We start from the raw sequence: 23046 nt of genomic DNA on the forward strand, positions 1-23046 counted from the left end.
CTCTCGACAGGTCAACCCCGGTCGACCTGTGGAAGGCGCATCGGGCGCGGGCGGGTCGCCGCCCCGGCGCGCCGGATACCGTGGAGGCATGAGCCTCGAGCACGACCTCGAATCCCTTGCCATCGACATCGCTCGCGAAGCCGGCGAGCTCGCTCGCACGCGACGCGACGCCGGGGTGGCCATCGCGGCCACCAAGTCGGCGCTTGCCGACATCGTCACGGAGGCCGATCGCGAGGTCGAGGCGCTGATCCGCACCCGGCTGAAGGAGGCTCGCCCGGACGACGGCTTCCTCGGCGAGGAGAGCGGTGCGGAGCGCGGGGGCGGCGACGTGACCTGGGTCGTCGACCCGATCGACGGCACCGTCAACTACGCGTACGGCATCCCGACGTACGCGGTGAGCATCGCCGCCGTGCAGGGCGAGCCGACTCCGGGCGAATGGACGGCGCTGGCCGGCGTCGTCTTCGCACCGGTCAGCGGCGAGGTCTTCCACGCCGCGCGCGGCGAGGGCGCCTGGCTGGGGGTGAACCGGCTGGCGGTGAACCCCGAGGTCGGACCCGCCGGCGCGCTTCTGGCGACGGGGTTCGGGTACGACCCCGCGACCCGCCCCGGAGACCTCGAGCTGATCGCTCGGGTCATGCCCTCGCTGGCCCGGGACCTGCGCCGGGCGGGAGCCGCCTCGCTCGACCTGTCGTACGTCGCGGCGGGGCGCCTCGACGGCTACTTCGAGCGGGGACTCGCGCCGTGGGATCTCGCCGCAGGGTCGCTGCTCGTCACCGAGGCCGGGGGCCGATTCGGTCGCGCCGAGCCCGACGGCGGCCCGCGTGCGCCGCTCGTCGTCGCGGCCACTCCGGCCATCTTCGATCGCCTGGCCGAGGCTGCCGGACTGGCGTGACACCCGCCGTCTCATCGAACTTTCACGAAACGCGCGGGACGAAATCCGAGTCTTACATGGCATTCCCAGCACGCCCGGGGTAGTGTTTACCCGATCGTTACCTTCGCCGCCCGAACGGCGGAGGTGGTCCTAGCCCGACTGACCGCCTTGCTGCGTGCACCCCCCCTCGCGGCACGACCTGAGAGCCCGACTCCGCTTTGCCTTTTGATGCCCCCATGGCTGAGCCTGCGCCCACGCGCCGATCCAGCCGCACCTCCCCGACGCCTGTCCAGGCGACGCCGGAGACCCCGGGGACCGGCCGCGCCACGGTGCGGCGGCAGGCGGCGAGCACGGCTCCCGAGCGTCCCGCGGTGGTCTGGGGTCGTCCCGTCGACACGAAGCGGACGGATGCCGCGGCCCTGCCCGCGGCGCAGACGCCGGCGTCGTCGAACATCAGCGCTCCTGCAGGTGCCGCACCGGCGGTGCCTGCCGTCGCGCCGGCTCCCGCTCTTCCGGCTCCGGCTCCGTCGTCCGTGGACCTGCCGGTCGTTTCCGGCCCCGACATCGATCCGGTGGCCGCGCCCGTTCGCGTCCGCTCGGCATCGTCCGCGCCGGCGCCCGCCGCCGCGGAGCAGGCGAGCCGACGCACACGTCGCGCGCAGACCGGCCCGCAGTCCACGATCGCTCCGCCCTCGAGCACCGCGCCGTCGAGCACCGAGGCCTCGAGTGCCCTCCCGCCGATCGCCGCGCAGGCGCCGGCCGCGCCGGAGCGCCCCGCTGCCACGTTCGAGGCCGAGCTGCCGACGCGCGAAGAGCCGGCGCCGCTGCTGGACACCGTGCTCGTTCCCGCCGAGCCGTTCGAGCTTCTCGAGCCCACTCTTGAGACCACTGCCGAGGCGCCGGTCGCCGTCGCCGAGACGGTCGCCCCGTCGGCCGCCGACACGGGCTCCACGTGGGTCGCCGACACCTTCGCAAAGCTGCTCGCCGCTCAGGCGGCAGCCGCGGTCGCGTCGACCCCCGCGGTCGTCGAAACCGGCGTCAGCGCGCACAGCCCCGTCACGCACACGCCGGCAGCGCCGCGCGTCGCGGCACCCCAGACCACGGCTCAGCCGCCGATGCCCGATACGACAGCGCCCCAGGTCGCCGAGTCACCGTCCATCGCCGTGCCGTCGGCCGAGACGCGGACCACGGCATCCTCGCGCACCGTGCCCGGCCGTCGACGCATCCCTGCCTCGCAGACACCCGCGCCCGCAGCGACCGCCGGCTCCCCGGATGCCGCGACGCAGACCGCCGCCCCGCAGGCCACCGCCTCGCAGACCGCGCCGTCGCAGACCGCGTCGCAGGCCAGCGCGCCGCAGTCCACCGAAGCGCCCTCGTCGCCGCACGCCGAGCAGCCCCGCCCCGAGCGGGTCGGGCCCCTGACCGGACCGATCCCTCAGCCCGCGGCATCCGATATCGATGAATTCGAGGCAGCCGCGCGGCTGTTCGCGTTCACGGGCGAGACGCCCGTCCAGCGGGCCGCGCGCCCGGCCGGTCCCGCACCCGCGGCGGAGGCCCCTCAGCGCACGTCCTCGCCCTCGCCGGCGCGTCGCGGATCCGCTTTCCGCCGGACGGCGACGGCGTCGTTCTCGGTCGGTGTGCTGGGAATCGTCGGCCTCCTCGCGGTCGGCATGACCACGCCTGCGGAGGCGGTAGCCGCCGTGAACGGCACCGACGCCGCGCTCTCGGTCGTCGCAGCGGGCGACAACACGGTGCCGGTCATCGACGAAGCCGAGATCCAGGCGTACGTCGCCCCGGGGGACGCGCAGAACGACACCCTCCAGCGCACCGAGAACTACACGACCACGACGACCGCGCAGCTGGCGTCCGAGGCCGGCATCAAGAACTTCTCGAACCTGTTCCGCAACAACCCGAACTCGAACATCCAGTGGCCCTTCGCGGTCGGCGTGACGATGTCGTACGGGTTCGGAATGCGCTCGGGCCGCATGCACGAGGGCATCGACTTCACGCCGGGCAACGGCGCGCCGGTGCAGGCGATCGCCGACGGCACGGTGCGGGTCGCGTCCGAGGCCGGCGGCGCCTACGGCGTGCACGTGATCATCGACCACATCGTCGACGGCCAACTGTTCTCGAGCCACTACGCGCACATGCAGTACGGGTCGCTCGAGGTCACCGCCGGTCAGCACGTCACGGTCGGCACGGTGATCGGTCACACCGGCAACACGGGACGCTCGTACGGTGCACACACGCACTTCGAGATCCTGAAGAACGGCACCACCGCGATCGACCCGTGGCCGTGGCTCCAGGAGTACACCGACGGCACCCACACGGTGGGCTGACCGGTTCGGAAGGATGCCGGGCCTCTGGTATTCTCTTCTAGTTGCCTGCTCGCAGGCAGCACGCCCCGATAGCTCAGTGGCAGAGCACTTCCATGGTAAGGAAGGGGTCGTCAGTTCAATCCTGACTCGGGGCTCGCAGCATCCATCTTCATTCCTCGGATGCCGTGCGGCAGGGTAGCTCAGTTGGTGAGAGCGCACGACTCATAATCGTGAGGTCGCGGGTTCAAGCCCCGCTCCTGCTACGGATCGCCCCGGAATCTCGCCGATTCTCCGGGGCTTTCTTCTTGCCCGGATGAAGTCCGGGGATCAGGGGGGCGGTCGACGGATCAATTCGTCGCCCGAGGCGGTCGCAGGGCCACCAGCACGACGGCCCAGGTGATGAGCAGCACGCCCGTCAGCGCGAACCCGAGGCCGTCGATGCCGATGGATGCCACCCAGGGCAGCGGGCCGCCGAGGCCGAGATTCGTCGCGAGCACGTCCGCCAGCTGGACGACCGCGATCAACACCGCGGCCACCACCGAGATGCCGGTCATCGCGAGCGCGTAGACGTCGCCCAGGTGACGACGACCAGGCCGCCAGCTGTACGCACGGCGCATGACCGCTCCCTGGGTGGTGTCGAAGGCGCTCATTCCGGCGGCGAACAGGATCGGCAGGGTGAGCGCCGCCCACCAGGGCACCGCTGCGAAGGTGGCCGCGCCCGCGAGCGTGAGCAGCCCGATCTCCGTCGCGGTGTCGAAGCCGAGACCGAACAGCAGCCCGACGACGTACATGCGGGAAGGGCGGTCCACTGCTCGCTCGAGGGGCCCGAGCATCCGCAGCACCGGTCCGCCCGCGTGCCCGTGCCGATGCCGGAGCGACGCGATGTTGAGGGCGGCGATCACGAGCAGGAAGAGGCCGGAGACGGTCGGGCCGATGATGCCGGTCCAGGTGCGAAGGGCGGAGGAGTCATCGGCGAGGGAGGCGCCGATGGCGGTGATCCCCAGTGCCAGCGCGATGCAGAGCACGACGACGATCGTCGAGTGGCCGAGCGAGAACCAGAATCCGACGGTGCCGGCCGGCTTGCCGCGTTCGGCGAGGCGGCGGGTGGTGTTGTCGATCGCCGCGATGTGGTCCGCGTCGAACGCGTGGCGCACGCCCAAGGCATACGCGGTGACCCCGACGCCGAGGGTGACCAGCGCGCCGCCGCCACCACCGAGTGGGATGCCGGCGGGGATCACCAGGAGGACGAGGACTCCCCAGCCGAGAACGTGCAGGAGGACGATCAGCGAGACGACGCCGATCGTGCCGCGACGGATCCGCGTCGCGGGCTGGTCAACGTGCAGGGCTGTCACTGCGAGTCCTTTCCGGCTCGGGCGTGTTTTTCGGCTCCGGCGTGCGTTCTGATTCGGGCGTGCGCGCCCGCTCCCGCCCGTGCGCGACCCAGGCCTCCCACACGCGGTCGAGGGGGGAGCCGTGGGTGTGATCCGAGAGGTGTCGTGCCATGGCGCCGGGCAGATCGAACTCGAGGTCCCCCGGCTGGGTGGGCGGGCGGAATCCGACGGCGATCACGGCATCGATCACGCGGTTGCCGCCGAGCACTCCGGGCTCGGGCGCATCGCCGGCCGCCTCCAGTCGTTCCACCAGGATCGGTCCGCCGCTGTCGGAGACGTCGAGCGCTGAGGCCAATCGCCCGCCCCGTTCGCCGTACCTGCCGAGCACGAGCGTCTCGCGGATCACCGCTCGCGCCTCCGAGCCGAGGGTGAGGGAGGTTCGGCGTTCGGCGTCCGCACCATCGGTGACGACAAAGGGCAGACCGTGCCACAGCAGCGTCCCGCCGGCCCCGATCGCGACGTCGAGAACCCACGAGGAACGCGCACCGCGATACGCGACAGTGCCCCCGACATCCTCGATCTCGACGGTGCACCCCGGGCCGACCTCGATCTCCAGGTGCACGTGGTCGCCGCCGAGCAGCACCATGCCGGCCGCGGCGACGGCTATGCGTGCATGGGTGCGATCGCGCGAGATGAGCCGCGGTGCGAGCGCGCCCACGGCAAGGTCGACGTGCGCGCGGGGTTCGCCCGCGGTCACCGCGATGCGCGTGGAGCTCACTCGTTCGTTCTCAGCGCTGCGCGGCCGGTGTGCGCGAATGGTCGTGGACAGGGGTGCCGTCGGAGGATTCGTGTTCGTGCGAATGGACGAAGCCGTCGTCCGGGTGCTCCTCGTCGGCGTGGAAGTGCGGCGCCATCGGGCCGGGGTCCTGCGGGATGTGGGTTCCTTCGCGGTGACTCGCGAGCATTGTGAGCACCCATGCCCGCAGCGCCGCGACCGATGCGGCGTCGTGCCGCGACAGCGCCAGCACGGCGCGGCCGTCGCGCGCCGCTTCGGCATCCGTCACCATCTGCGCCACGTCGACGCCGACATACGGCGCGAGATCGGTCTTGTTGACGACGAGGAGGTCGGCGCGGCCGATGCCCGGGCCGCCCTTCCGCGCGACATCGCCCCCGCCGGCGACGTCGAGGACGAAGATCTGCGCGTCGACGAGGGCCGGCGAGAACGTCGCCGTGAGGTTGTCGCCGCCCGACTCGATGAGCACCACGTCGAGGGGGGCGAAGTCGCGCTCGAGGTCTTCGGCGGCCAGCAGATTGGTGGTGATGTCGTCGCGGATCGCGGTGTGCGGGCACGCACCGGTCTCGACGGCGCGGATGCGCTCGGGGTCGAGCACGCCCGCGGAGCGGAGGAACCGGGCATCCTCATCGGTGTAGATGTCGTTCGTGATGACGCCGAGGCGCAGCTCGGTCGCCAGCGTGCGGCACACCGTGGCGATGAGCGACGATTTGCCGGTGCCGACGGGGCCGGCGACGCCGAGCCGCAGCGCGCGAGGAGCGGTGGATGAGTCAGGCACGGAAGAGTCTCCTGTTCGTGAGGGCGTGGACCTCTGTCCACGCTTCGGCTTGGGGGGCGCTGGCTGCCGGGATCGCCTCCGGTGAGTCGACTGCCGCCAGCTGCGGGACGAGGGGATCGACCGCCGCGCACGCGTCGATGACGAGGCGCACACCGTCGACAGGGTCGCCGGGTTCGAGTTTGAGGACGGCCGCGACGCCGCCGGCCATGTCGTCGTAGACGGCGACGCGCACGAGGGTCTCGGCATCGAGCCCCGCATGGGCGGCGATCGCACCGAGCACGATCGGGCGAGGTGGCGTCGCCGCGTCGCCTGCGGCCAGCGCGACGATCGCCGGTGACTGCGGCCACAGGCGCTGCGCGAGACGCAGCAGCCCGCGGCCGAGGTCCATCGAGGCGATCCGCGCGGCGCGGCTCGGCGTCCGAGCCGCCCACGCTCGTTCGATGGGCGCATACGGCGTGCCGCTCAGGCCGGCCCGCCGCGCCACGACAGCGGTCGCGGCATCCACCAGCGTCGTCGTGCGGGCCCGCCCGCGCAGGAACGCCCCGACGTCCGCTCGCGCGAGCCCGGCCTGGATCGCCGGTTCGACACCCGCCGAGAACGCGTGCCCGCCCGAAGGAAGACGTGCGTCGGCGAGCAGCATGGTGACGGTGTGCGCGGCGGAGTCCATGGCGCGTCTCAGAACAGGTTGTACAGCTGGGCGAGAGGGAGGGATGCCGCGGGCGCCGGTTCGACGTCCTCGCCGTCGATCGCGATCTCGAAGGTGTCGGGACGGATGCGGATGGCGGGCAGCACGTCGTTGTTCTTCATGTCGGCCTTGCCGATGTGACGCGTGGACTCGACGGCTGCGAGGCGCCGGCGCAGGCCGAGCGTCTCGGCGAGGCCGTCCTCGAGGGCCGCGGGCGAGACGTACGTGACGGACAGGTCTGCCCCGATCGTGTCGCCGAAGGACGGGCGCATCATCACGGGCTGCGGTGTCGGGATCGACGCGTTCGGGTCGCCGAGCGCGGCCCATGCGATCGCTCCGCCCTTGACCACGACGGCCGGGCGGACGCCGAAGAACTTCGGGTCCCACACCGTCAGGTCGGCGAGCTTGCCCACTTCGATCGATCCGACGTCGTAGGCGATGCCGTGGGCGATGGCGGGGTTGATCGTGTACTTCGCCACGTAGCGCCGTGCGCGCTCGTTGTCGGCCGGCATCCCCCCGTCCAACGGACCGCGACGGTGCTTCATGACGTGCGCCACCTGCCAGGTGCGCGTGACCACTTCGCCGATGCGGCCCATGGCCTGCGCGTCGGACGAGGTCACCGACAGTGCTCCGATGTCGTGGAGGATGTCTTCCGCTGCGATCGTGGTGGCACGGATGCGGGACTCCGCGAACGCGAGATCCTCCGGCACCGCGGGGTTGAGGTGGTGGCAGACCATCAGCATGTCGAGGTGCTCGGCGACGGTGTTCACGGTGTGCGGGAGTGTCGGGTTCGTCGATCCCGGGATCACGTTCGGCAGGCCCGCGATCGACAGGATGTCGGGCGCGTGACCGCCGCCGGCGCCCTCGACGTGGAACGCGTGGATCGAGCGGCCGCCCATCGCCGCGATGGTCGACTCGACGAAGCCGGCCTCGTTCAGCGAGTCGGAGTGCAGCGCGACCTGCAGGCCCCACTCCTCGGCGGCCCGCAGCGAGGCGTCGATGGCGGCGGGGGAGGAGCCCCAGTCCTCGTGCACCTTGTAGCCCGCTGCGCCCGCGAGCGCCTGCTCCTTGAGCGCAGCCATCGATACGGTGTTGCCCTTGCCGAGCAGCAGGACGTTGACGGGGAGGGGATCGAGCGCGCGGTGCATGGCGGACAGATGCCAGGCGCCCGGGGTGACGGTCGTCGCCTTCGATCCTTCGGAGGGGCCGGTGCCGCCGCCCACGATCGTGGTGATCCCGGTGGCGAGTGCCTCGTGGATCTGCGAGGGCGAGAGCAGGTGCACGTGCGAGTCGATGGCGCCGGCGGTGACGATGCGTCCCTCGCCGGAGATGACATCGGTCGAGGGCCCGATGACCATGTCGATGCCGTCGCTGATGTCGGGATTGCCGGCATGGCCGATGCCGACGATGCGACCGTCACGGATGCCGATGTCGGCGCGGACGATGCCCCACCAGTCCAGGATGATCGCGTTCGTGATGACGGTGTCGAGCGCACCCTCCGCCCGCGTCATCGTCGCCTGCGCCATGGATTCGCGGATGGACTTGCCGCCGCCGAAGACGGCTTCCTCCCCGCCCACGGTGAGATCGCGCTCGATCTGTATCCACAGGTCGGTGTCGCCGAGGCGGACCTCGTCTCCGACCGTCGGGCCGTAGATCGCGGCGTACCGCGACCGGTCAAGCCAGACCATCGAGCAGCTCCTGTCCGTCGGTCTTGACCTGGATGCCGGGAACCCGACGCGCTCCGCGCAGCGCGACGGCGTCCAGCTCTCGTGATGCGCCCGGCTCGAAGCGCTGCGAGGTCCCGGATGCGATGTCGAGGCGGAACCCGTGCGCCAGCGCGCGGTCGAACTGCAAGGCCGGATTGACATCGGGAAGGTGGATGTGCGAGCCGATCTGGATCGGCCGGTCGCCGGTGTTCACGAACACCAGCCGGATGCGCTCCGCCTCGCCCCGATCGGCGTTGAGCTCGATGCGTCCGGGTCGGATCCGGTAGGCGCCGGGGCCCTGGAAGGTAGCGGATGCCACAGCGACTCCTCAGTCGATCGGATGGTGGACGGTGACGAGCTTGCGACCGTCGGGAAAGGTCGCCTCCACCTGCACGTCGGCGAGCATCTCGGGAACGCCCGCCATCACCTGGTCCCGCGTGAGGACGGTGCGGCCCTCCTGCATCAGCTCGGCGACGCCGCGACCTTCCCGTGCCCGCTCGATCACCCAGGAGGAGAGAAGGGCGACTGTCTCGGGGTGGTTGAGCAGGATGCCGCGCTCAAGCCGGTCGCGGGCGACCATCGCGGCGACCGACAACAGGAGCTTCTCGGTTTCGGCGGGCGTGAAGTGCATGCAGTCCTCCGGGCGGGTGATGTCAGAAGTGTGCCATAGCGCCTGTGTTCGGCGGAGGCTGCGAAGGCTCGCCGATTTCGGCATCCGCTCCGAGAGCCGCGGAATTACGGTCCATTCGGGTCGTATCGCGGCTGACGATTAACAGGATCGGAACAATCGAGAAATGTCAGAGCAATGTCACGCGCCCATGCTGGCAAGGACCGCAGCAGTCGGCGACCACCTTCCGCCGATCCAACCGGCACGCGAAGCCCGGCACCAGCAGGCATCGAGACCCACCACCGGCCCACCTCTGCACCGCACGTCCGACTCACCGATCAGCGCGTTCCGTCACACCCGCAACACGTCCTTCCTTCGGCGTTGCTGCGGGCGGTGCCGGTGCGACGGCGTCATCCGGCGTGCCCGCAGGACGGGCCACCACCCGAGAACGCACCACCTGCATCACACAGAAACGGAGTTCCCATGACAACGAACAGGACACGGCGGGCGCGCAGCCTGCTGGCCGTTCCCGCTCTCGCGGCGACTGTCGCCCTCGTGCTCGCCGGCTGCGGTTCCCGCGCCGGCGATGCTCCGACGGCCGCCGAATCGGATGCCGCAGCCCCGGCAAGCTGCATCGACACCTCCGGTGACACGATCAAGCTCGGCTTCCTCAATTCGCTCACCGGCGGCATGGCCATCTCGGAGCAGACCGTCTCCAACGTCCTGCACATGGCCGCGGACGAGATCAACGCCGACGGCGGCATCCTGGGCAAGCAGATCGAGTACATCCAGGAAGACGGTGCCACCGACTGGCCCACCTTCGCGGAGAAGACGGAGAAGCTGCTCACCCAGGACTGCGTCGCCGCGATCTTCGGCGGTTGGACCTCGTCCTCCCGCAAGGCCGTCAAGCCCGTCGTCGAGGAGAACAACGGACTCTTCTTCTACCCGGTGCAGTACGAAGGCCTCGAATCGTCGCCGAACATCTACTACACCGGCGCGACCACCAACCAGCAGATCATCCCCGCGATGGACTACCTCGCCGCGCAGGGGGTGAAGACGCTGTTCCTGGCCGGCTCCGACTATGTGTTCCCGCGCACCGCGAACGCGATCATCAAGCTCTACGCCGAAGAGCTCGGCATCGAGATCGTCGGTGAGGAGTACGTGCCCCTCGACAAGGACGACTGGACCACCCAGGTGTCCAAGATCGTCGCGGCGGACCCGGACTTCGTCTTCAACACGATCAACGGCTCGTCGAACGTCGGCTTCGTCAAGGCCTACTACGACGCCGGTCTCACCCCGGAGACGACCCCGATCATCTCGGTGTCGATCGCCGAGGAGGAGGCGCCGGCCATGGGCCACGAAGTCACCGGCAACTACGCGTCGTGGAACTACTTCCAGTCGATGGACACGCCCAACAACCCGGCGTTCATCGAGCGCTGGAAGGCCTACCCCGGCAGCAGCGGCGTGACCTCCGACCCCATGGAGGCGGCGTACATCTCGCTCTACCTCTACAAGGAGCTGGTCGAAGCGGCAGGTTCGTTCGAGGTCGACGACGTGAATGCGGCCGCCGCGGCGGGCGGGATCACCGTCGATGCGCCGGAGGGCGTCGTCACGCTCGACGGCAAGAACCACCACATCTCGAAGCCGGGCAACATCGGCAAGATCAACGCCGAGAACCAGTTCGACATCGTCTGGTCGTCCGACGGCTTCATCGAGCCCGACCCGTACCTCGAGGGCTACGACTGGTTCCCCGCTGACGTCCGCGATGCGCTGGTAGCCGCCGCGGGCTGATCCTCACCGGAGGTGGGGTCCCGTGTCCACCCGGCCACGGGACCCCGCCTCCCACCGCTTGAGAACTCCCGACCGCACAGAGAGCGAAAGCACGTGGATGCACTCTTACCGCCCCTGCTGAACGGCACCGCGCTGGGTGCGCTGCTGCTGCTGGCAGCGCTCGGGCTCACCCTCACCTTCGGCCAGATGGGGGTGATCAACATGGCGCACGGCGAGTTCATCATGGCCGGCGCCTTCATCGCCTACGTGACGCAGCTGGTCGTGACCTCGAGCAACATCTCCATCCTGCTCGCGCTGCCGCTCGCGTTCCTCGGGGCGGGTCTGCTCGGCCTTCTTCTCGAGATCGGCATCATCCAGTGGATGTATCGGCGGCCGCTCGACACGCTCCTGGTCACGGTCGGGGTGGCGCTCATCCTCCAGCAGCTGGCGCTCCAGATCTTCCCCGCGCAGGGCGTCCCGGTGGAGGCCCCCGGGTGGCTGGACGGGCAGATCGACGTCTTCGGCTACGCGTGGCCGCTGCGGCAGGTGTTCACCATCGTGCTGGCCGCCGTGTGCCTGATCGCGTTGGCGGCGTGGCTGAAGTACTCGTCCTTCGGACGCCGGATCAGGGCGACCGTCCAGAACAGGGACCTCGCCGAGACCAGCGGCATCCGCACCCGCAACATCGACCGCATCACCTTCTTCGTCGGTTCCGGCCTGGCCGGTGTCGCCGGCGTCGCCGCCTCCCTGATCGGCGGCACGAATTCTCAGATGGGCACGCAGTACATCATCCCCGCGTTCCTGGTGGTGGTCGCCGGAGGTGTCGGCCAGATCAAGGGCACGGTGATCGCCGCGTGGGCGCTGGGCATCGCGCTGTCGTTCTTCGCCGACTGGACGACGGGAAGCATGGCCCAAGTGCTCGCCTTCGTGCTGCTCGTCGTGTTCCTGCAGTTCCGCCCACAGGGCCTGTTCACGGTCCGCACCCGGGGGTTGACATGACCAAAATCAAGCCGTGGCTTCCGCTGATCGGCATCGCGGTGTTCGCCGTGCTGCTCCTGGTGGTCGCGCCAGCCGTCCTGTCCATGCACTGGATCAACAACCTCGGCAAGTACTGCTGCTGGGCGATCGCCGCAGTCGGGATCGGCCTCGCCTGGGGGCGAGGAGGCATGCTCGTCCTCGGCCAGGGCGTCTTCTTCGGGCTCGGTGCCTACGCCATGGCGATGCATCTCACGCTGGAGAGCACGGCACCGGGAGGCCTCCCCGTCTTCATGATCCTGTACGACCCGTCCGCGTCGCTTCCGGCGTTCTGGGAGCCGTTCCGCAGTGACGCGTTCACGCTGGCGGCCATCCTGCTGCTGCCGGTCATCGTGGCAGGCGTGCTCGGCTACGCCCTGTTCAAGCGGAGGATCAAGGGGGCGTACTTCGCGATCCTGTCGCAGGCGCTCGCCGTGGCCCTCGCCGTCCTGATCAGCTCGACGATCCGCGAGACCGGTGGCGATACGGGGCTCAGCGACTTCAAGTACTTCTTCGGGTACGTCCTGAACGACGACGCGAACAAGGTCATGGTCTTCATGATCGCCGCATCGCTGCTCATCCTGTGCCTGCTCGCGGTGTGGCAGCTCAACCGCAGTCGCTTCGGCGAGCTGCTGATCGCCACGCGCGATGCCGAGGAGCGGGTCCGGTTCCTCGGTTACGACCCCGCCAACATCAAACTGGTCGCCTACGTGGTCGCCGCCGTCATGGCCAGCATCGCGGGAGCCCTCTTCGTCCCGATCGTGGGCATCATCACCCCGGCCGAGATCGGCGCCTCGGCCTCGATCCTCATGATCGCCGGTGTGGCGCTCGGAGGCCGTGCCTCGCTCTTCGGTCCGGCTCTGGGGGCGATGGCCATCGGATGGGGACAGTCGAGTCTCGGGTCCAGCTGGCCCGACGGGTGGATCTACATCCTCGGCCTCGTCTTCATCCTGGTGACGCTCTTCCTCCCGATGGGGCTGTCGTCGCTGTTCGCAAAGGCGAAGGGTCTGGTCTGGCGCCCGCGCGACACATCGCCTGCTGCCCTGCCCGATCCGGCACCTGTGCTCGAGCCGGTTGAAGAACCCGTGCGCATCGATGAGCCCGAGCACCTGGAAGAGGAGGTGGCGAAGTGACCGCGGCCGAGGATTCACTCGTCGTCACCGATCTCCGGGTCGAGTTCGACGGCTTCGTCGCGGTCGGCGGGGTCTCGTTCGACGCCCACCCGGGGGAAGTCCGCTTCCTCATCGGTCCGAACGGCGCCGGCAAGACCACCTGCATCGACGCCATCACCGGACTTTCCAAAGGCACGGGCTCGGTCACGCTCGCAGGGCAGGAGCTCCTAGGCAGGTCGACCCAGAAGATCGTGCGGCTCGGAGTCGGGCGCACCTTCCAGACCGCGAGCGTCTTCGAGCAGCTCTCCGTGCTGCAGAACCTCGACATCGCGGCGGGACTGCACCGCTCCTCGCTGTCGCTGCTGCGAGCGCGCCGCGGCGTCGACCCGGCGATCGAGTCGGCGCTGGAGGAGACCGGCCTCAGCGGTGAGCGCGACACTCCCGCCGGCATCCTGTCCCACGGCCAGAAGCAGTGGCTGGAGATCGGCATGATGCTCGTGCAGGACCCGCGCGCCCTCCTGCTCGACGAGCCGGTGGCCGGAATGAGCCAGGACGAGCGGACCGCGACGGGAGAACTGCTGCAGCGGATCGCCCAGCGTCGCATCGTCCTGGTCGTCGAACACGACATGGACTTCATGCGCCGCTACGCGTCGCGCGTCACGGTGCTGCATCAGGGCAAGGTCCTCTCGGAGGGGGCCGTCGCGCAGGTGCAGGCCGACCCCCGGGTGCAGGAGGTGTACCTCGGCACCGCGGGGGCCGCAACCACGGCGGCCATGGCCGTGGTGCCCGACGCGACGACGGCGACCGCCGATGCCGCGATGCAGGAAGAGGGAGTCTGACGTGCTCGAGCTGAATGAGATCCAGGCCGGATACGGCCCCACGCTCGTGCTGCACGGTGTGACGCTGCCCGCGGCCAAGGTGGTCGCCGTGCTCGGCCACAACGGCGCCGGCAAGTCGACGCTGCTGCGGGTCGCGATCGGGCTCATCAAGCCGCGCAGCGGTCAGGTGATCTTCGACGGAGACGACGTCACGTCGCTGCCTCCCAACAAGCGCGTCGCGCGTGGCATGGCGTACGTCCCGCAGGGCCAGCAGTCGTTCCCGCAGCTCACGACGATGGAGAACCTGCAGCTCGTCGCGGACGGTCGCAAGCGCGGCAAGGCGCTCATCGAGCAGCAGCTGTCGCGGTTCCCCGCCTTGGAGAAGTTCGCGGGCCGCAAGGCCGGCCTGCTCTCGGGCGGGCAGCGCCAGCAGCTCGCGATCGCACGGGCGCTCATCACCGAGCCGAAGATGCTCATCCTCGACGAGCCGACCGAGGGCATCCAGCCCACGATCGTGGCCGAGATCGAACACACGGTCATGCAGCTCGCGAGCGAGGGGCTGTCCGTTCTCCTCGTCGAGCAGCACATCGGCTTCGCGTTGGAGGCCGCCGACAAGTACCTCGTGCTCGCGAGCGGCTTCGTCTCGAGCGTGGGTGACGGCGGAGCGTCCGCCGCGGAAGGGGTGCGAGCGGCCATGGCGATCTAGCGCCGTCTGCGCGCAATGCGGCTGTAACACGCGGGGGCGCACAATGAGCGTGACGCGAGCCGCAGGGGGTCCGGGTGGGCAGGGCAGACAACGCGCGGGCAGCCGCCGAGGACAGCCTCGAAGACTACGCCTTCCGCTATGTCCCGCGATCGTTCCGGCGCTGGAGCGCCGGTTCCATCGGCGTCACCGCCCTCGGCTCGATCGCCTTCCTCGCCGACTTCTCCATCGGTGCCAGCGGCGGGATCGAGCACGGCACCCACAACGCCGTTCTCGGCATCCTGTTCGCATCCATCACGATCTTCCTCGTCGGGCTGCCCATCGCCTACTACGCCGCCCGCTACAACCTCGATCTGGATCTCATCGCGCGCGGGTCGGGGTTCGGCTACTACGGCTCGTCGATCACGACAGTCATCTTCGCGGTGTTCACGTGCATCTTCTTCGCCCTGGAGGGGGCGATCATGGCGCAGGGGCTGCACATCGCGGTCGCGATCCCGCTGCCGGTCGGCTACCTCATCTCCACGGTGGTGGTGATCCCCATCGTCATCTACGGGATGCGCGCACTCGAGCGGCTGCAGTTCTGGACCACGCCGCTGTGGCTCGCGCTCGCGCTCCTGCCGTTGCTCTGGGTGATCGTGTCGGACCCCGCAGCAGTGAGCGCGTTCGTCGCGTTCCCCGGCGAGTCCGATGGGGAGGTCAGCTTCCAGGCGATCGTCGCGACGGCCGCCCTCTGCTTCGCCCTCACTCCACAGCTCGCCGAGCAGATCGACGTCATCAGGGCGATGCCCCCGCGTACCTCTCTGAATAGACGGGCGTGGTGGGGTTCGCTGCTGTTCGCCGGACCCGGCTGGGTGCTCTTCAGCGGCATCAAGCAGGTCATCGGCGTGTTCCTGGCGGTCTACCTCATCACGCGTGTCGATCCACAGCTCGGTCAGAAGGCGGCCGAGCCGGTGCGGCAGTTCATCGCCCTCTACGAATCGATCATGCCGGAATGGCTGGCGATCGGGCTGGCGCTCGTTCTCGTCGTCGTCGCGCAGGTGAAGATCAACGTCACGAACGCCTACTCCGGCTCGCTGGCGTGGTCGAACGTCTACACCCGCCTGACCAAGACCTACCCGGGAAGATCCGTCTTCATCTTCTTCAACCTCGCCATCGCGCTCGCACTGATGTGGATGGACGTCTTCAGCCTCATCAGCTTCGTGCTCAGCCTGTACGCCAACGTCGTGATGGCGTGGCTGGTCACGATCGCCGCCGACATCGCGATCAACAAGCACCTCCTTCACCTCTCGCCGATGTTCCCCGAATTCCGGCGCGGGATGCTGCGCGACTGGAATCCGGTCGGCCTCGTGTCGGTCGGTCTGGCGTCGCTGCTGTCGCTCGCGGCTTTCGCGGGTGCGTTCGGAGAGGCGGTGCGGCCCCTCTCGGTGCTGATCGCGATCGGCGTGGCGGTGATCACGACGCCGCTCATGGCCGTGCTGACTCGGGGTCGGTACTACCTGCGACGCCAGACCGACGGCATCGCCTCACCGATCCTCGATGTCGACGGAAACCCGTCTGGTGAGCGGCTGCGCTGCCACGTCACCGGCTATACGTTCGAGCGGCCGGATATGCTGGCGTCGGCGGAGCGCGGGACATACGGCGAGACCCAGTACGTCTCGTCGCTCGCGCTCACGCTGGACGACTCGGATCGATATCTCCTGCCCGCCGAGCCGGCGTCCCGGCAGAACGACTCGCCGGGACGGACCGCCGAGCAGGCCGAACGGCAGAAGGGACGAGGCGGATGATGGCGGAGGGCGTCGACACTCCGACCGCGATCCTCGCTCACGCCGCTGCGGCTCTGCGCGAGAACCCGTTCGACGACATCTCGTACCGCACCCTCGGCGACGCGGTGGGGGTGTCGGAGCGGACGGTCTACCGTCACTTCCCGACGAGATCGCATCTGCTCGAGGGGCTCGCAGGCTGGATCGAGGCCACGGAGTTCCCCTTCCCGCCATTCGTCACGATGGGTCAGTTCCGGGATGCCGCGCGCGCCAGGTTCCACGCCTTCGATGCGTCGCCGGCCTTCGCTTTCGTGTGCGCCCGGGCGGCGACGATCTCGCCGACCGGCGAGGCGGAGCCGACGTTCTTCACGAGGGCTCTCGTGGCGATGCTCGCCACGAATCACCCCTCCCTGAACGAGCGGGACCTGCGACGCGTCGCAGCCGCGCTGCGGTATTTCGCGTCGCCCCCGTTCTGGGCGCGGATGCGCACCGGCTTCGACATGAGCGCCGCCGAGATGGAGGACGTCTTCGACCACACCGTCGCCCAGGTGCTGCGGGAGCGGTGGAGGGCGAGCGAGACCGAGATGGGTGCGCCGCGACGGGAAGGGCGATGACCGTGTCGGCGACCTCCGACGCGGATGCGCGGGCAGCGCACGACGTGAGCCGCACGCAGGAGGCGATCCTCGCCGCCTACGCGGAGCTCATAGAGGAGCTCGGCACCGACGACGTGTCGTTCCGGCTCATCGCCCGGCGGGCGGGCGTCGGCGAGCGCACCGTCTTCCGCAACTATCCGACGCGGGTCGATCTGCTGCTCGCGACAGCGGCCTGGATCGAGCAGAGGATCTTCCCCCGGCAGGAATCCGCGAGCATCTTCGACACGCCTCTGGCCATTCGCGCGGCGATGGAGTCGTACGACCAGCGCCCGGAGTTGGCGCATGTGGTGGCCGAGACCACGATGCGCGGGATCAGCGGCGCGGCACCGAGCCCGAGGCGCGCCAGGCTGGAGCAGATGATCGATGCCGAGATCCCCTCTCTCGGACGTGCGGAGCGCATCGCGATCGTCGCGGCCCTGTCGCACCTCGACTCGGCCGCCACGTGGGTGACCTTCCACCGGGAGTTCGGAATGAGTCGCCGCGACATCGCCGACGCCGCGGCCTGGGCCGCCGAGGCGGTGCTGGACCCGGTTCGATCACGCGTCGGCTGACCGCAGCTTGCGCTCCGGGATCAGGCCGGCGTGCGTCCGAACGCGAATCGCGTCGAGCGGCGCAGCGCGAATCCCAGTCGCTCGTAGGCCGCGATGGCGTTCACGTTCGACGCGGCCGCATGCATGAGCGCGCGGTCCCCGCGCTCCTGGATGTGGAACGCCACGTCGAGCACCAGCCGCGAGGCCAGACCCTGCCGCCGGTACGCGGCGTCGGTGGAGACCGCGCTGATCTCGGTCCATCCGTCCGGGTGCAGGCGCTCGCCGGCCATCGCGACGAGCCGCCCGTCGCGGCGGATGCCGATGTAGCGGCCGAGCTCGTGCGTGCGTGGCCGGAAGGGGCCGGGCTGGTTGCGCTCGACGATCGCCAGCATCTCCGCGACGTCGTCCGCTCCGAGCACGACGGCCTCGGCATCCGGTCTCGGCTGCAGTGCGTCGGTTTCGACGAGCTGCACGCCGTCGCCACCGCCGAGATCCTCCCACCCTGCAGGAAACGGCTGCTCGACGGCGGAGAGCCCGACGGGTGCGCCCGGTCCGACCAGGTCGCGTAGCGCGTCCCACACCTCGGGGTCGTCCCACGTCCTCACCGCGACGAAGGGAGCGACGTCTTCGGGGTAGCGCCGCACGAGGTCGTTGCCGATGGCGAAACGAGCGTGCGGACCGGTGAGCGCGTGCCAGGCGGGATTGTCGAGCACGGCAGCGTCCGCGTGCGGAGCTTCCGCCGCGGACGGATGCTGCGGCTCAGGGCGCTCGGTCGGATCTGCGATGTCGATGGCGGTGTCTGGCATGGATCCAGCGTGCGCCTGCGAGGCGCGAGCCGCAAAACGGGCCTGTCATCCCCGGCAATGCACGCCCGCGGGCGTCGAGTCAGGCGTCAGGTCTGCGAAAAGTCGGGCCGGTCATGAGACACCCCGGGGTGCGGCATCCGTTTCCGGCGTGTCGACTTCGCCGGCCCGACTTTTCGCAGGCGCCGAGCCAGGGTGCAGACGGGACGCGACTGTGACGTCGGACGACCGCCCGAGGGCACAGGCTCGGGGCTCCGCCGTTAGTGTCGGCGGGAGCGCGCCCGCGCGCCTCGAGCACCCACAACACCGACGAGGAGTTCCGTGTCCACACGGCTGGAAGACGAGACGCTGCAGTTCGTTCGCGAGCTCATCCGCATCGAGAGCGTGAACACCGGCATAGCGGCGACCATCGGCGACGGCGAGACCCGCGCCGCGCGGTTCGTGCAGGAGTGCCTGGCCGAGGTCGGCATCGCGTCGGAGCTCGTCGAGCCCCGGCCCGGGCGCGGCTCGCTCGTCGCGCGCATCGCTGGCAGCGATCCCGGCGCGGGAGCCCTGCTCGTGCATGCGCACCTCGATGTGGTGCCAGTGGAGGAGGGCGACTGGACGCATCCGCCGTTCGGCGCCGACATCGAGGACGGCTTCCTGTACGGCCGGGGCGCGGTCGACATGAAGAACTACGCCGGCACGATCCTCGCCGTCGCCCGGCACTTCGCGCGCGAGGGCATCGTCCCCCGCCGCGACCTGGTGTTCGCCTTCCTGGCCGACGAGGAGAGCGGCGGGGTGTGGGGTGCGGGCTGGCTCGTGGAGAACCGTCCAGAGCTGTTCGCCGGCGTCACCGAGGCGCTCAGCGAGGTGGGCGGCTTCTCGGTGCCGCTCGTCGCCGACCCCGCAGATGAGCGGCGCGCGTACCTCGTCGCCACGAGCGAGAAGGGCGTCGCATGGTCGACGCTCACCGCCCGGGGCCATGCCGCCCATGGGTCCCGCCCCACCGACGACAACGCCGTGGTGAGGCTCGCGCGCGCGGTGTCGGCCGTCGGGTCCCACCGATTCCCCGTCGTCCGCACGCCGGCACTGCAGCGGTTCCTCGACGTCTTCGGTGAGGCACGGGGACTCGCCTTCACCGACGAGTCGCTCGCCGACGATCTCGCGAGCCTCGGTTTCGTGGCATCGCTGGTGGGAGCCACGACGCGCAACACCGCGACGCCTACGGTGCTGTCGGCGGGGGAGAAGACCAACATCATCCCCGCCGAGGCGTCCGCGCGGCTCGACATCCGCATCCTGCCGGGACAGGACGAGCAGCTCCGCCAGGGGCTCCGCGACCTCGCCGGTGAAGACATCGACGTCCGCGAGGGACGCTGGTGGTCGGCGACCGAGGCGCCGCTGGACGCCCCGATCATCGGTGTGCTGCAAGACGCGATCACGGCGCACGATCCGGACGGGATCGTCGTGCCCTACCTGCTGCCGGCGAGCACCGACAACAAGCACTTCGCCAAGCTCGGCATCCACGGCTACGGGTTCGTGCCGTTGCGGGTGCCCGCCGACTTCGACGTCTTCGCCCAGTTCCACGCCGCCGACGAGCGCGTCCCGGTCGACGCGCTCCACTTCTCGGCGCGTGTCACCGCGCGCATCCTGCGGACCGCCTAGAACGACGGATGCCCCGGCACGCCCGCGAGGGGGGGCCGAGGCATCCGGTGGGCGCATCGACGGAGCGAGTGCTCAGGGCGCGGCGTCGACCTCGGCGGTCGGAGCGCCCGATTCTTTCCACGCCGGGAAGCCGCCGTCGACGTGCGCGACGTTCGTGAAGCCCTTCGCGCGGAGCTGCTCGGCGACGGGTTCGGACCCGCGGATCGACCCGCAGACGATGACGATGTCCTGGTCCCAGTCGGTGATCTCGGCGAACTTTTCGGGAGAGTCGAGGAGGAACTGGGCGTCCAGGTTGTCGCGGTCGCCGCGGATCGAACCGGGATCACGCCGTCGCGCTGGCGGCCGGCGTCGCTGCGCACGTCGATGACGAGCGCACCGGACGCGGCGCGGTCGGCGGCCTCTTCGGCGGTGATGAGCGGCGCGTCGTAGGCGGTCTCGGTGGCGGCCTCGGTGGTGTCGGTCATGGGGATCCTCTCGGACGGGACGGATGCCGGTTGCCGGCGTCACGCTACGACCGCGACGCGCGTCGGGGCGCATCGCCGCGTCACACGACGCCATGATCCGTCACGTTGCGTCGCCGGCACGTCGCTGGGCGGCGGCCGTGTGACGCCTCGCTACGTCGTGTGGCATCTCGCGACGCACCCGGCGGAGGCAGCGAAGGAACGGTCGTATCGTCCGAAGACCTCCTCCGGAAAGAGTGGTCGCGCATGGTCCTTTACGAGTCGGTGATCGAGTCCATCGGCGGCACGCCGCTCGTGCGCGTGCATCAGCTCGCGGCAGGCCTGCGGCCGCGCGTCTACGTGAAGCTCGAGTACCAGAATCCCGGCGGCAGCGTGAAGGACCGCGCGGCGCTGGGGATGATCCGCGCTGCCGAGCGGGACGGCTCGCTGCGGCCCGGAGGCACGGTGGTCGAGGTGACCTCGGGGAACACCGGTGTCGGCCTCGCGCTCGTCGCCGCGCACCTCGGCTACCGCGCGGTGATCTTCACGTCGAGCCAGATCGCCGCCGAGAAGATCCGTCTGCTGCACGCGTACGGCGCGGAGGTGCGGCTGGTGGATGCGTTCGTCCCGAAGGGTCACCCCGACAGCCTCGGCGCCGCCGCGGACCGGTTCGTCGCTGAGACTCCCGGCGCGTGGCGGGCAGGCCAGTACGACACCCCCGCCAATCCCGCGGCGCACGCGGAGTCGACCGGTCCCGAGATCTGGGCCGACACCGGCGGCGCCGTCACGCACTTCGTCGCGAGCGCGGGCACGGGCGGCACGATCTCGGGGACGGGCCGGTCGCTGAAGACGCTGAGCCGCGGGGCGGTACGGGTCATCGCCGCGGACCCCGCCGGTTCGTCGTACTCCGGTGGCGACGGCAGCCCCAAGCACATCGAGGGTGCCGGGCACACCGTGCACCCCGAGGCGGAGGAGGACGTGTGGCCGCAGTCGTTCCACCTCGACGTCGTCGACGACTACCTCACCGTGACCGACCGCGAGGCGATCCTCATCGCCCGCCGCGCCGCCCGGGAGGACGGCATCCTGTTGGGCGGGTCGGCCGGAACGGCGCTCGCAGCGGCGCTGCGCCTGGCCGAACGGCTCGGTCCCGACGACGTCGTGGTCGCGCTCGCCCCGGACTCCGGGCGCAACGCGCTCTCGACGTACTACGACGACGAGTGGCTCGCCGAGCGCGGATTCGTCTTCGACGACAGCGACGCTCCGACGCTGGGCGGCCTCGTCGACGCGCCCGCACCCCGGGTCGCCACGCACCTGACCGTCGCCGAGGCGGTCGCCCGTCTGCGTCTGGACGAGAGGGATGCCGCAGCCCCCGTTCTCGTCGTCTACCGGCGCAGCGACGGAGAGGCGCCGATTCCGGCGGCCGACGTCGCCGGAGTCGTCGCTCTGGACGAGCTGCGGAAGGCGCTCGCCGCGGGCGCGGGCCACGACCTCGTCCGCGAGCACGCCTCCCTCGCGCCGCCGACCGTCGGAATCGGGCGCGCTCCCGACGTCGCGCTCGCAGGACTGGATGCCGCGCATCCGGACTGGATTGCGGCTTCCGTCCTCCGCGATGGAAGGATCGTCGGCGTGATCACCCGGGAGACCCTCGTCGCTCACAGCGTCCGCAGCGATCGACTGGCGATGGCGCGGTGACCACCGAACTGCTGCAGACAGGTGCCGCCGGTGCCGGCAGCGTGGCCGATGGCGGAGCCGATGCGCCGCGGTTCACGGTGCGGACGGCGCGCAGCGACGAGTTCGACAGCGTCGGAGAGGTGACCTACCTGGGCTTCGGCCACGGTGAGCCCGGCGCGACGCGGCCCGACCCCGAGCGGCTCGCGCTGCTGCGGGGAGCGGCGGCGCGTGCGGAGGCCGGCGACCTGCTGGTCGCCGTCGACACCGCGGGCCGGATCCTCGGGACGGCCAGCCTGCTGCGCGCCGACAGCACGCTCGTGCGTCAGTCGCGGGGCGGCGAGGCGGAGCTGCGCCTGCTGGCGGTGCTGCCAGAGGCCCGGCGCCGGGGAATCGGTGAGGCCCTCATGACCGAGGCGATCGAGCGTGCTCGTGCGTGGGGGGCTCCCGCCCTGGTTCTCGACACCGGCCCCGCCAACGAGCGTTCGCAGCGCCTGTACCACCGGCTCGGATTCGATCGGCTGCCCGAGCGCGAGACGATTCCGGCGTCGCGTGGCGGCTATCTCGCCGTGTTCCGGTTCGCGTTGGGCGGCTGACCGCCGCTGCGTCGCTGCGCGCGGACGGATTCCGCCGCGGAACATCTCGAGGTCGTTCGCGCGTTCGATCGCGTCTTCGACGAATGCCAGGCACCTCGTCGTGTACGCCGTCGATCCTTCGCGGGCGAGCGCCCAGGTCACAGCGTTCGCGCCGCGGGTCTCCACATCGAAAGGCGATCAGAAAGGGGCGCCGCCGCTCTCCGTGGAGCGGAACACGGGCACTGCGCGCTCCGGCTCGACGAGGTAGTGGCGGCCGGAGGGCGAGGTCCATCGGATCGCGCCGCCCGAACCGGCGACCTGTTCGATTCTCCAGTCGGTGTGGTGCCGGACGGTGTGGTGACCTTTGCACAGCGGCCCGAGGTTCGTGAGTTCGGTGCGTCCGCCGAGGGCCCAGTCGACGTTGTGGTCGACGTCGCACCGTGAGGCCGGCATCCCGCATCCTGGTC

23 protein-coding genes and 2 tRNA genes are annotated in these 23046 nt (G+C 70.2%); 15 read left to right on the plus strand and 10 right to left on the minus strand.

The genetic code is table 11. The features are described from left to right. The first annotated feature begins 88 nt into the window (after positions 1–88). From ACI3KY_RS03900 to ACI3KY_RS03915, 4 genes are all read left to right on the plus strand, one after another. Positions 89–892, plus strand: a complete 804-nt coding sequence (locus ACI3KY_RS03900) for an inositol monophosphatase family protein (protein ID WP_404928893.1) — start codon at positions 89–91, stop codon at positions 890–892. Between the two features lie 215 nt (positions 893–1107). Continuing rightward, positions 1108–3210, plus strand: coding sequence for a peptidoglycan DD-metalloendopeptidase family protein (locus tag ACI3KY_RS03905; protein WP_404928894.1), 2103 nt, complete (start codon positions 1108–1110; stop codon positions 3208–3210). Between the two features lie 62 nt (positions 3211–3272). Next, positions 3273–3344: transfer RNA gene (locus ACI3KY_RS03910), tRNA-Thr, on the plus strand. 34 nt (positions 3345–3378) lie between these two features. After that, positions 3379–3452: transfer RNA gene (locus ACI3KY_RS03915), tRNA-Met, on the plus strand. A gap of 84 nt (positions 3453–3536) precedes the next feature. On the opposite strand, the gene ACI3KY_RS03920 is transcribed toward ACI3KY_RS03915, so the two are convergent. Genes ACI3KY_RS03920 through ACI3KY_RS03950 form a run of 7 tightly spaced genes read right to left on the minus strand, consistent with a single transcriptional unit; the run spans position 3537 to position 9113 of the window. Continuing rightward, the gene (locus ACI3KY_RS03920; RefSeq protein ID WP_404928895.1) at positions 3537–4541 is read right to left on the minus strand and encodes a HoxN/HupN/NixA family nickel/cobalt transporter; all 1005 of its coding nucleotides are present in this window, start codon (positions 4539–4541) and stop codon (positions 3537–3539) included. Beyond that, on the minus strand, positions 4522–5298 hold the full coding sequence (locus tag ACI3KY_RS03925) for an urease accessory protein UreD (protein ID WP_404928896.1): 777 nt from the start codon (positions 5296–5298) through the stop codon (positions 4522–4524). Before ACI3KY_RS03925 ends, ACI3KY_RS03920 begins: the two co-directional genes overlap by 20 nt. A gap of 10 nt (positions 5299–5308) precedes the next feature. After that, positions 5309–6091, minus strand: a complete 783-nt coding sequence (gene ureG / locus ACI3KY_RS03930) for an urease accessory protein UreG (RefSeq protein WP_404928897.1) — start codon at positions 6089–6091, stop codon at positions 5309–5311. Further along, positions 6084–6758, minus strand: coding sequence for an urease accessory protein UreF (locus tag ACI3KY_RS03935; protein WP_404928899.1), 675 nt, complete (start codon positions 6756–6758; stop codon positions 6084–6086). Before ACI3KY_RS03935 ends, ureG begins: the two co-directional genes overlap by 8 nt. Before the next feature lie 8 nt (positions 6759–6766). Beyond that, positions 6767–8464 carry an urease subunit alpha gene (locus ACI3KY_RS03940; RefSeq protein ID WP_404928900.1) on the minus strand — a complete coding sequence of 566 codons (1698 nt, stop codon included), beginning with the start codon at positions 8462–8464 and terminating at the stop codon, positions 6767–6769. Continuing rightward, the gene (gene ureB, locus ACI3KY_RS03945; RefSeq protein ID WP_404928901.1) at positions 8451–8801 is read right to left on the minus strand and encodes an urease subunit beta; all 351 of its coding nucleotides are present in this window, start codon (positions 8799–8801) and stop codon (positions 8451–8453) included. Before ureB ends, ACI3KY_RS03940 begins: the two co-directional genes overlap by 14 nt. Positions 8802–8810: 9 nt before the next feature. Further along, entirely contained in the window at positions 8811–9113 is a 303-nt protein-coding gene (locus ACI3KY_RS03950) for an urease subunit gamma (RefSeq protein WP_194413084.1), read from the minus strand. 459 nt (positions 9114–9572) lie between these two features. Here ACI3KY_RS03950 and urtA point away from each other — a divergent pair, with 459 nt between their 5' ends. The 8 genes from urtA (at position 9573) to ACI3KY_RS03990 (ending at position 17470) form a co-directional block, all read left to right on the plus strand. Continuing rightward, entirely contained in the window at positions 9573–10880 is a 1308-nt protein-coding gene (gene urtA, locus ACI3KY_RS03955; RefSeq protein WP_404928902.1) for an urea ABC transporter substrate-binding protein, read from the plus strand. Positions 10881–10973: 93 nt separating this feature from the next. Beyond that, positions 10974–11858 (plus strand): urea ABC transporter permease subunit UrtB, encoded by an 885-nt coding sequence (gene urtB / locus ACI3KY_RS03960; protein WP_404928903.1) that lies wholly within the window; start codon positions 10974–10976, stop codon positions 11856–11858. Next, the gene (gene urtC, locus ACI3KY_RS03965; RefSeq protein ID WP_404928904.1) at positions 11855–13006 is read left to right on the plus strand and encodes an urea ABC transporter permease subunit UrtC; all 1152 of its coding nucleotides are present in this window, start codon (positions 11855–11857) and stop codon (positions 13004–13006) included. Before urtB ends, urtC begins: the two co-directional genes overlap by 4 nt. Continuing rightward, positions 13003–13824, plus strand: a complete 822-nt coding sequence (gene urtD / locus ACI3KY_RS03970; protein ID WP_404928905.1) for an urea ABC transporter ATP-binding protein UrtD — start codon at positions 13003–13005, stop codon at positions 13822–13824. Before urtC ends, urtD begins: the two co-directional genes overlap by 4 nt. Before the next feature lies 1 nt (position 13825). Beyond that, entirely contained in the window at positions 13826–14509 is a 684-nt protein-coding gene (locus ACI3KY_RS03975; protein ID WP_404928906.1) for an ATP-binding cassette domain-containing protein, read from the plus strand. 74 nt (positions 14510–14583) lie between these two features. Continuing rightward, positions 14584–16290 (plus strand): purine-cytosine permease family protein, encoded by a 1707-nt coding sequence (locus ACI3KY_RS03980; RefSeq protein WP_404928907.1) that lies wholly within the window; start codon positions 14584–14586, stop codon positions 16288–16290. Then, complete coding sequence (locus tag ACI3KY_RS03985; protein ID WP_404928908.1) at positions 16287–16880, plus strand: TetR/AcrR family transcriptional regulator; 594 nt, start codon at positions 16287–16289, stop codon at positions 16878–16880. The genes ACI3KY_RS03980 and ACI3KY_RS03985 overlap by 4 nt, the downstream gene beginning before the upstream one ends. Continuing rightward, entirely contained in the window at positions 16877–17470 is a 594-nt protein-coding gene (locus tag ACI3KY_RS03990) for a TetR/AcrR family transcriptional regulator (protein ID WP_404928909.1), read from the plus strand. Before ACI3KY_RS03985 ends, ACI3KY_RS03990 begins: the two co-directional genes overlap by 4 nt. Before the next feature lie 20 nt (positions 17471–17490). On the opposite strand, the gene ACI3KY_RS03995 is transcribed toward ACI3KY_RS03990, so the two are convergent. Continuing rightward, complete coding sequence (locus ACI3KY_RS03995; RefSeq protein WP_404928910.1) at positions 17491–18255, minus strand: GNAT family N-acetyltransferase; 765 nt, start codon at positions 18253–18255, stop codon at positions 17491–17493. Positions 18256–18573: 318 nt separating this feature from the next. Here ACI3KY_RS03995 and ACI3KY_RS04000 point away from each other — a divergent pair, with 318 nt between their 5' ends. Next, on the plus strand, positions 18574–19896 hold the full coding sequence (locus tag ACI3KY_RS04000) for a M20/M25/M40 family metallo-hydrolase (protein WP_404928911.1): 1323 nt from the start codon (positions 18574–18576) through the stop codon (positions 19894–19896). 72 nt (positions 19897–19968) lie between these two features. On the opposite strand, the gene ACI3KY_RS04005 is transcribed toward ACI3KY_RS04000, so the two are convergent. After that, on the minus strand, positions 19969–20454 hold the full coding sequence (locus ACI3KY_RS04005; protein WP_404928912.1) for a rhodanese-like domain-containing protein: 486 nt from the start codon (positions 20452–20454) through the stop codon (positions 19969–19971). A gap of 149 nt (positions 20455–20603) precedes the next feature. Between ACI3KY_RS04005 and ACI3KY_RS04010 the strand changes: the two genes are divergently transcribed. Together ACI3KY_RS04010 and ACI3KY_RS04015 are read left to right on the plus strand one after the other, a co-directional pair. Continuing rightward, on the plus strand, positions 20604–22028 hold the full coding sequence (locus ACI3KY_RS04010) for a PLP-dependent cysteine synthase family protein (RefSeq protein ID WP_404928913.1): 1425 nt from the start codon (positions 20604–20606) through the stop codon (positions 22026–22028). Beyond that, positions 22025–22600, plus strand: a complete 576-nt coding sequence (locus ACI3KY_RS04015) for a GNAT family N-acetyltransferase (protein ID WP_404928914.1) — start codon at positions 22025–22027, stop codon at positions 22598–22600. Before ACI3KY_RS04010 ends, ACI3KY_RS04015 begins: the two co-directional genes overlap by 4 nt. A gap of 177 nt (positions 22601–22777) precedes the next feature. On the opposite strand, the gene ACI3KY_RS04020 is transcribed toward ACI3KY_RS04015, so the two are convergent. Continuing rightward, positions 22778–23032, minus strand: coding sequence for a hypothetical protein (locus ACI3KY_RS04020; RefSeq protein ID WP_404928915.1), 255 nt, complete (start codon positions 23030–23032; stop codon positions 22778–22780). Positions 23033–23046: the final 14 nt, after the last annotated feature.

The organism is Microbacterium sp. ZW T2_14 (assembly GCF_044987405.1).
Lineage (GTDB): Bacteria > Actinomycetota > Actinomycetes > Actinomycetales > Microbacteriaceae > Microbacterium.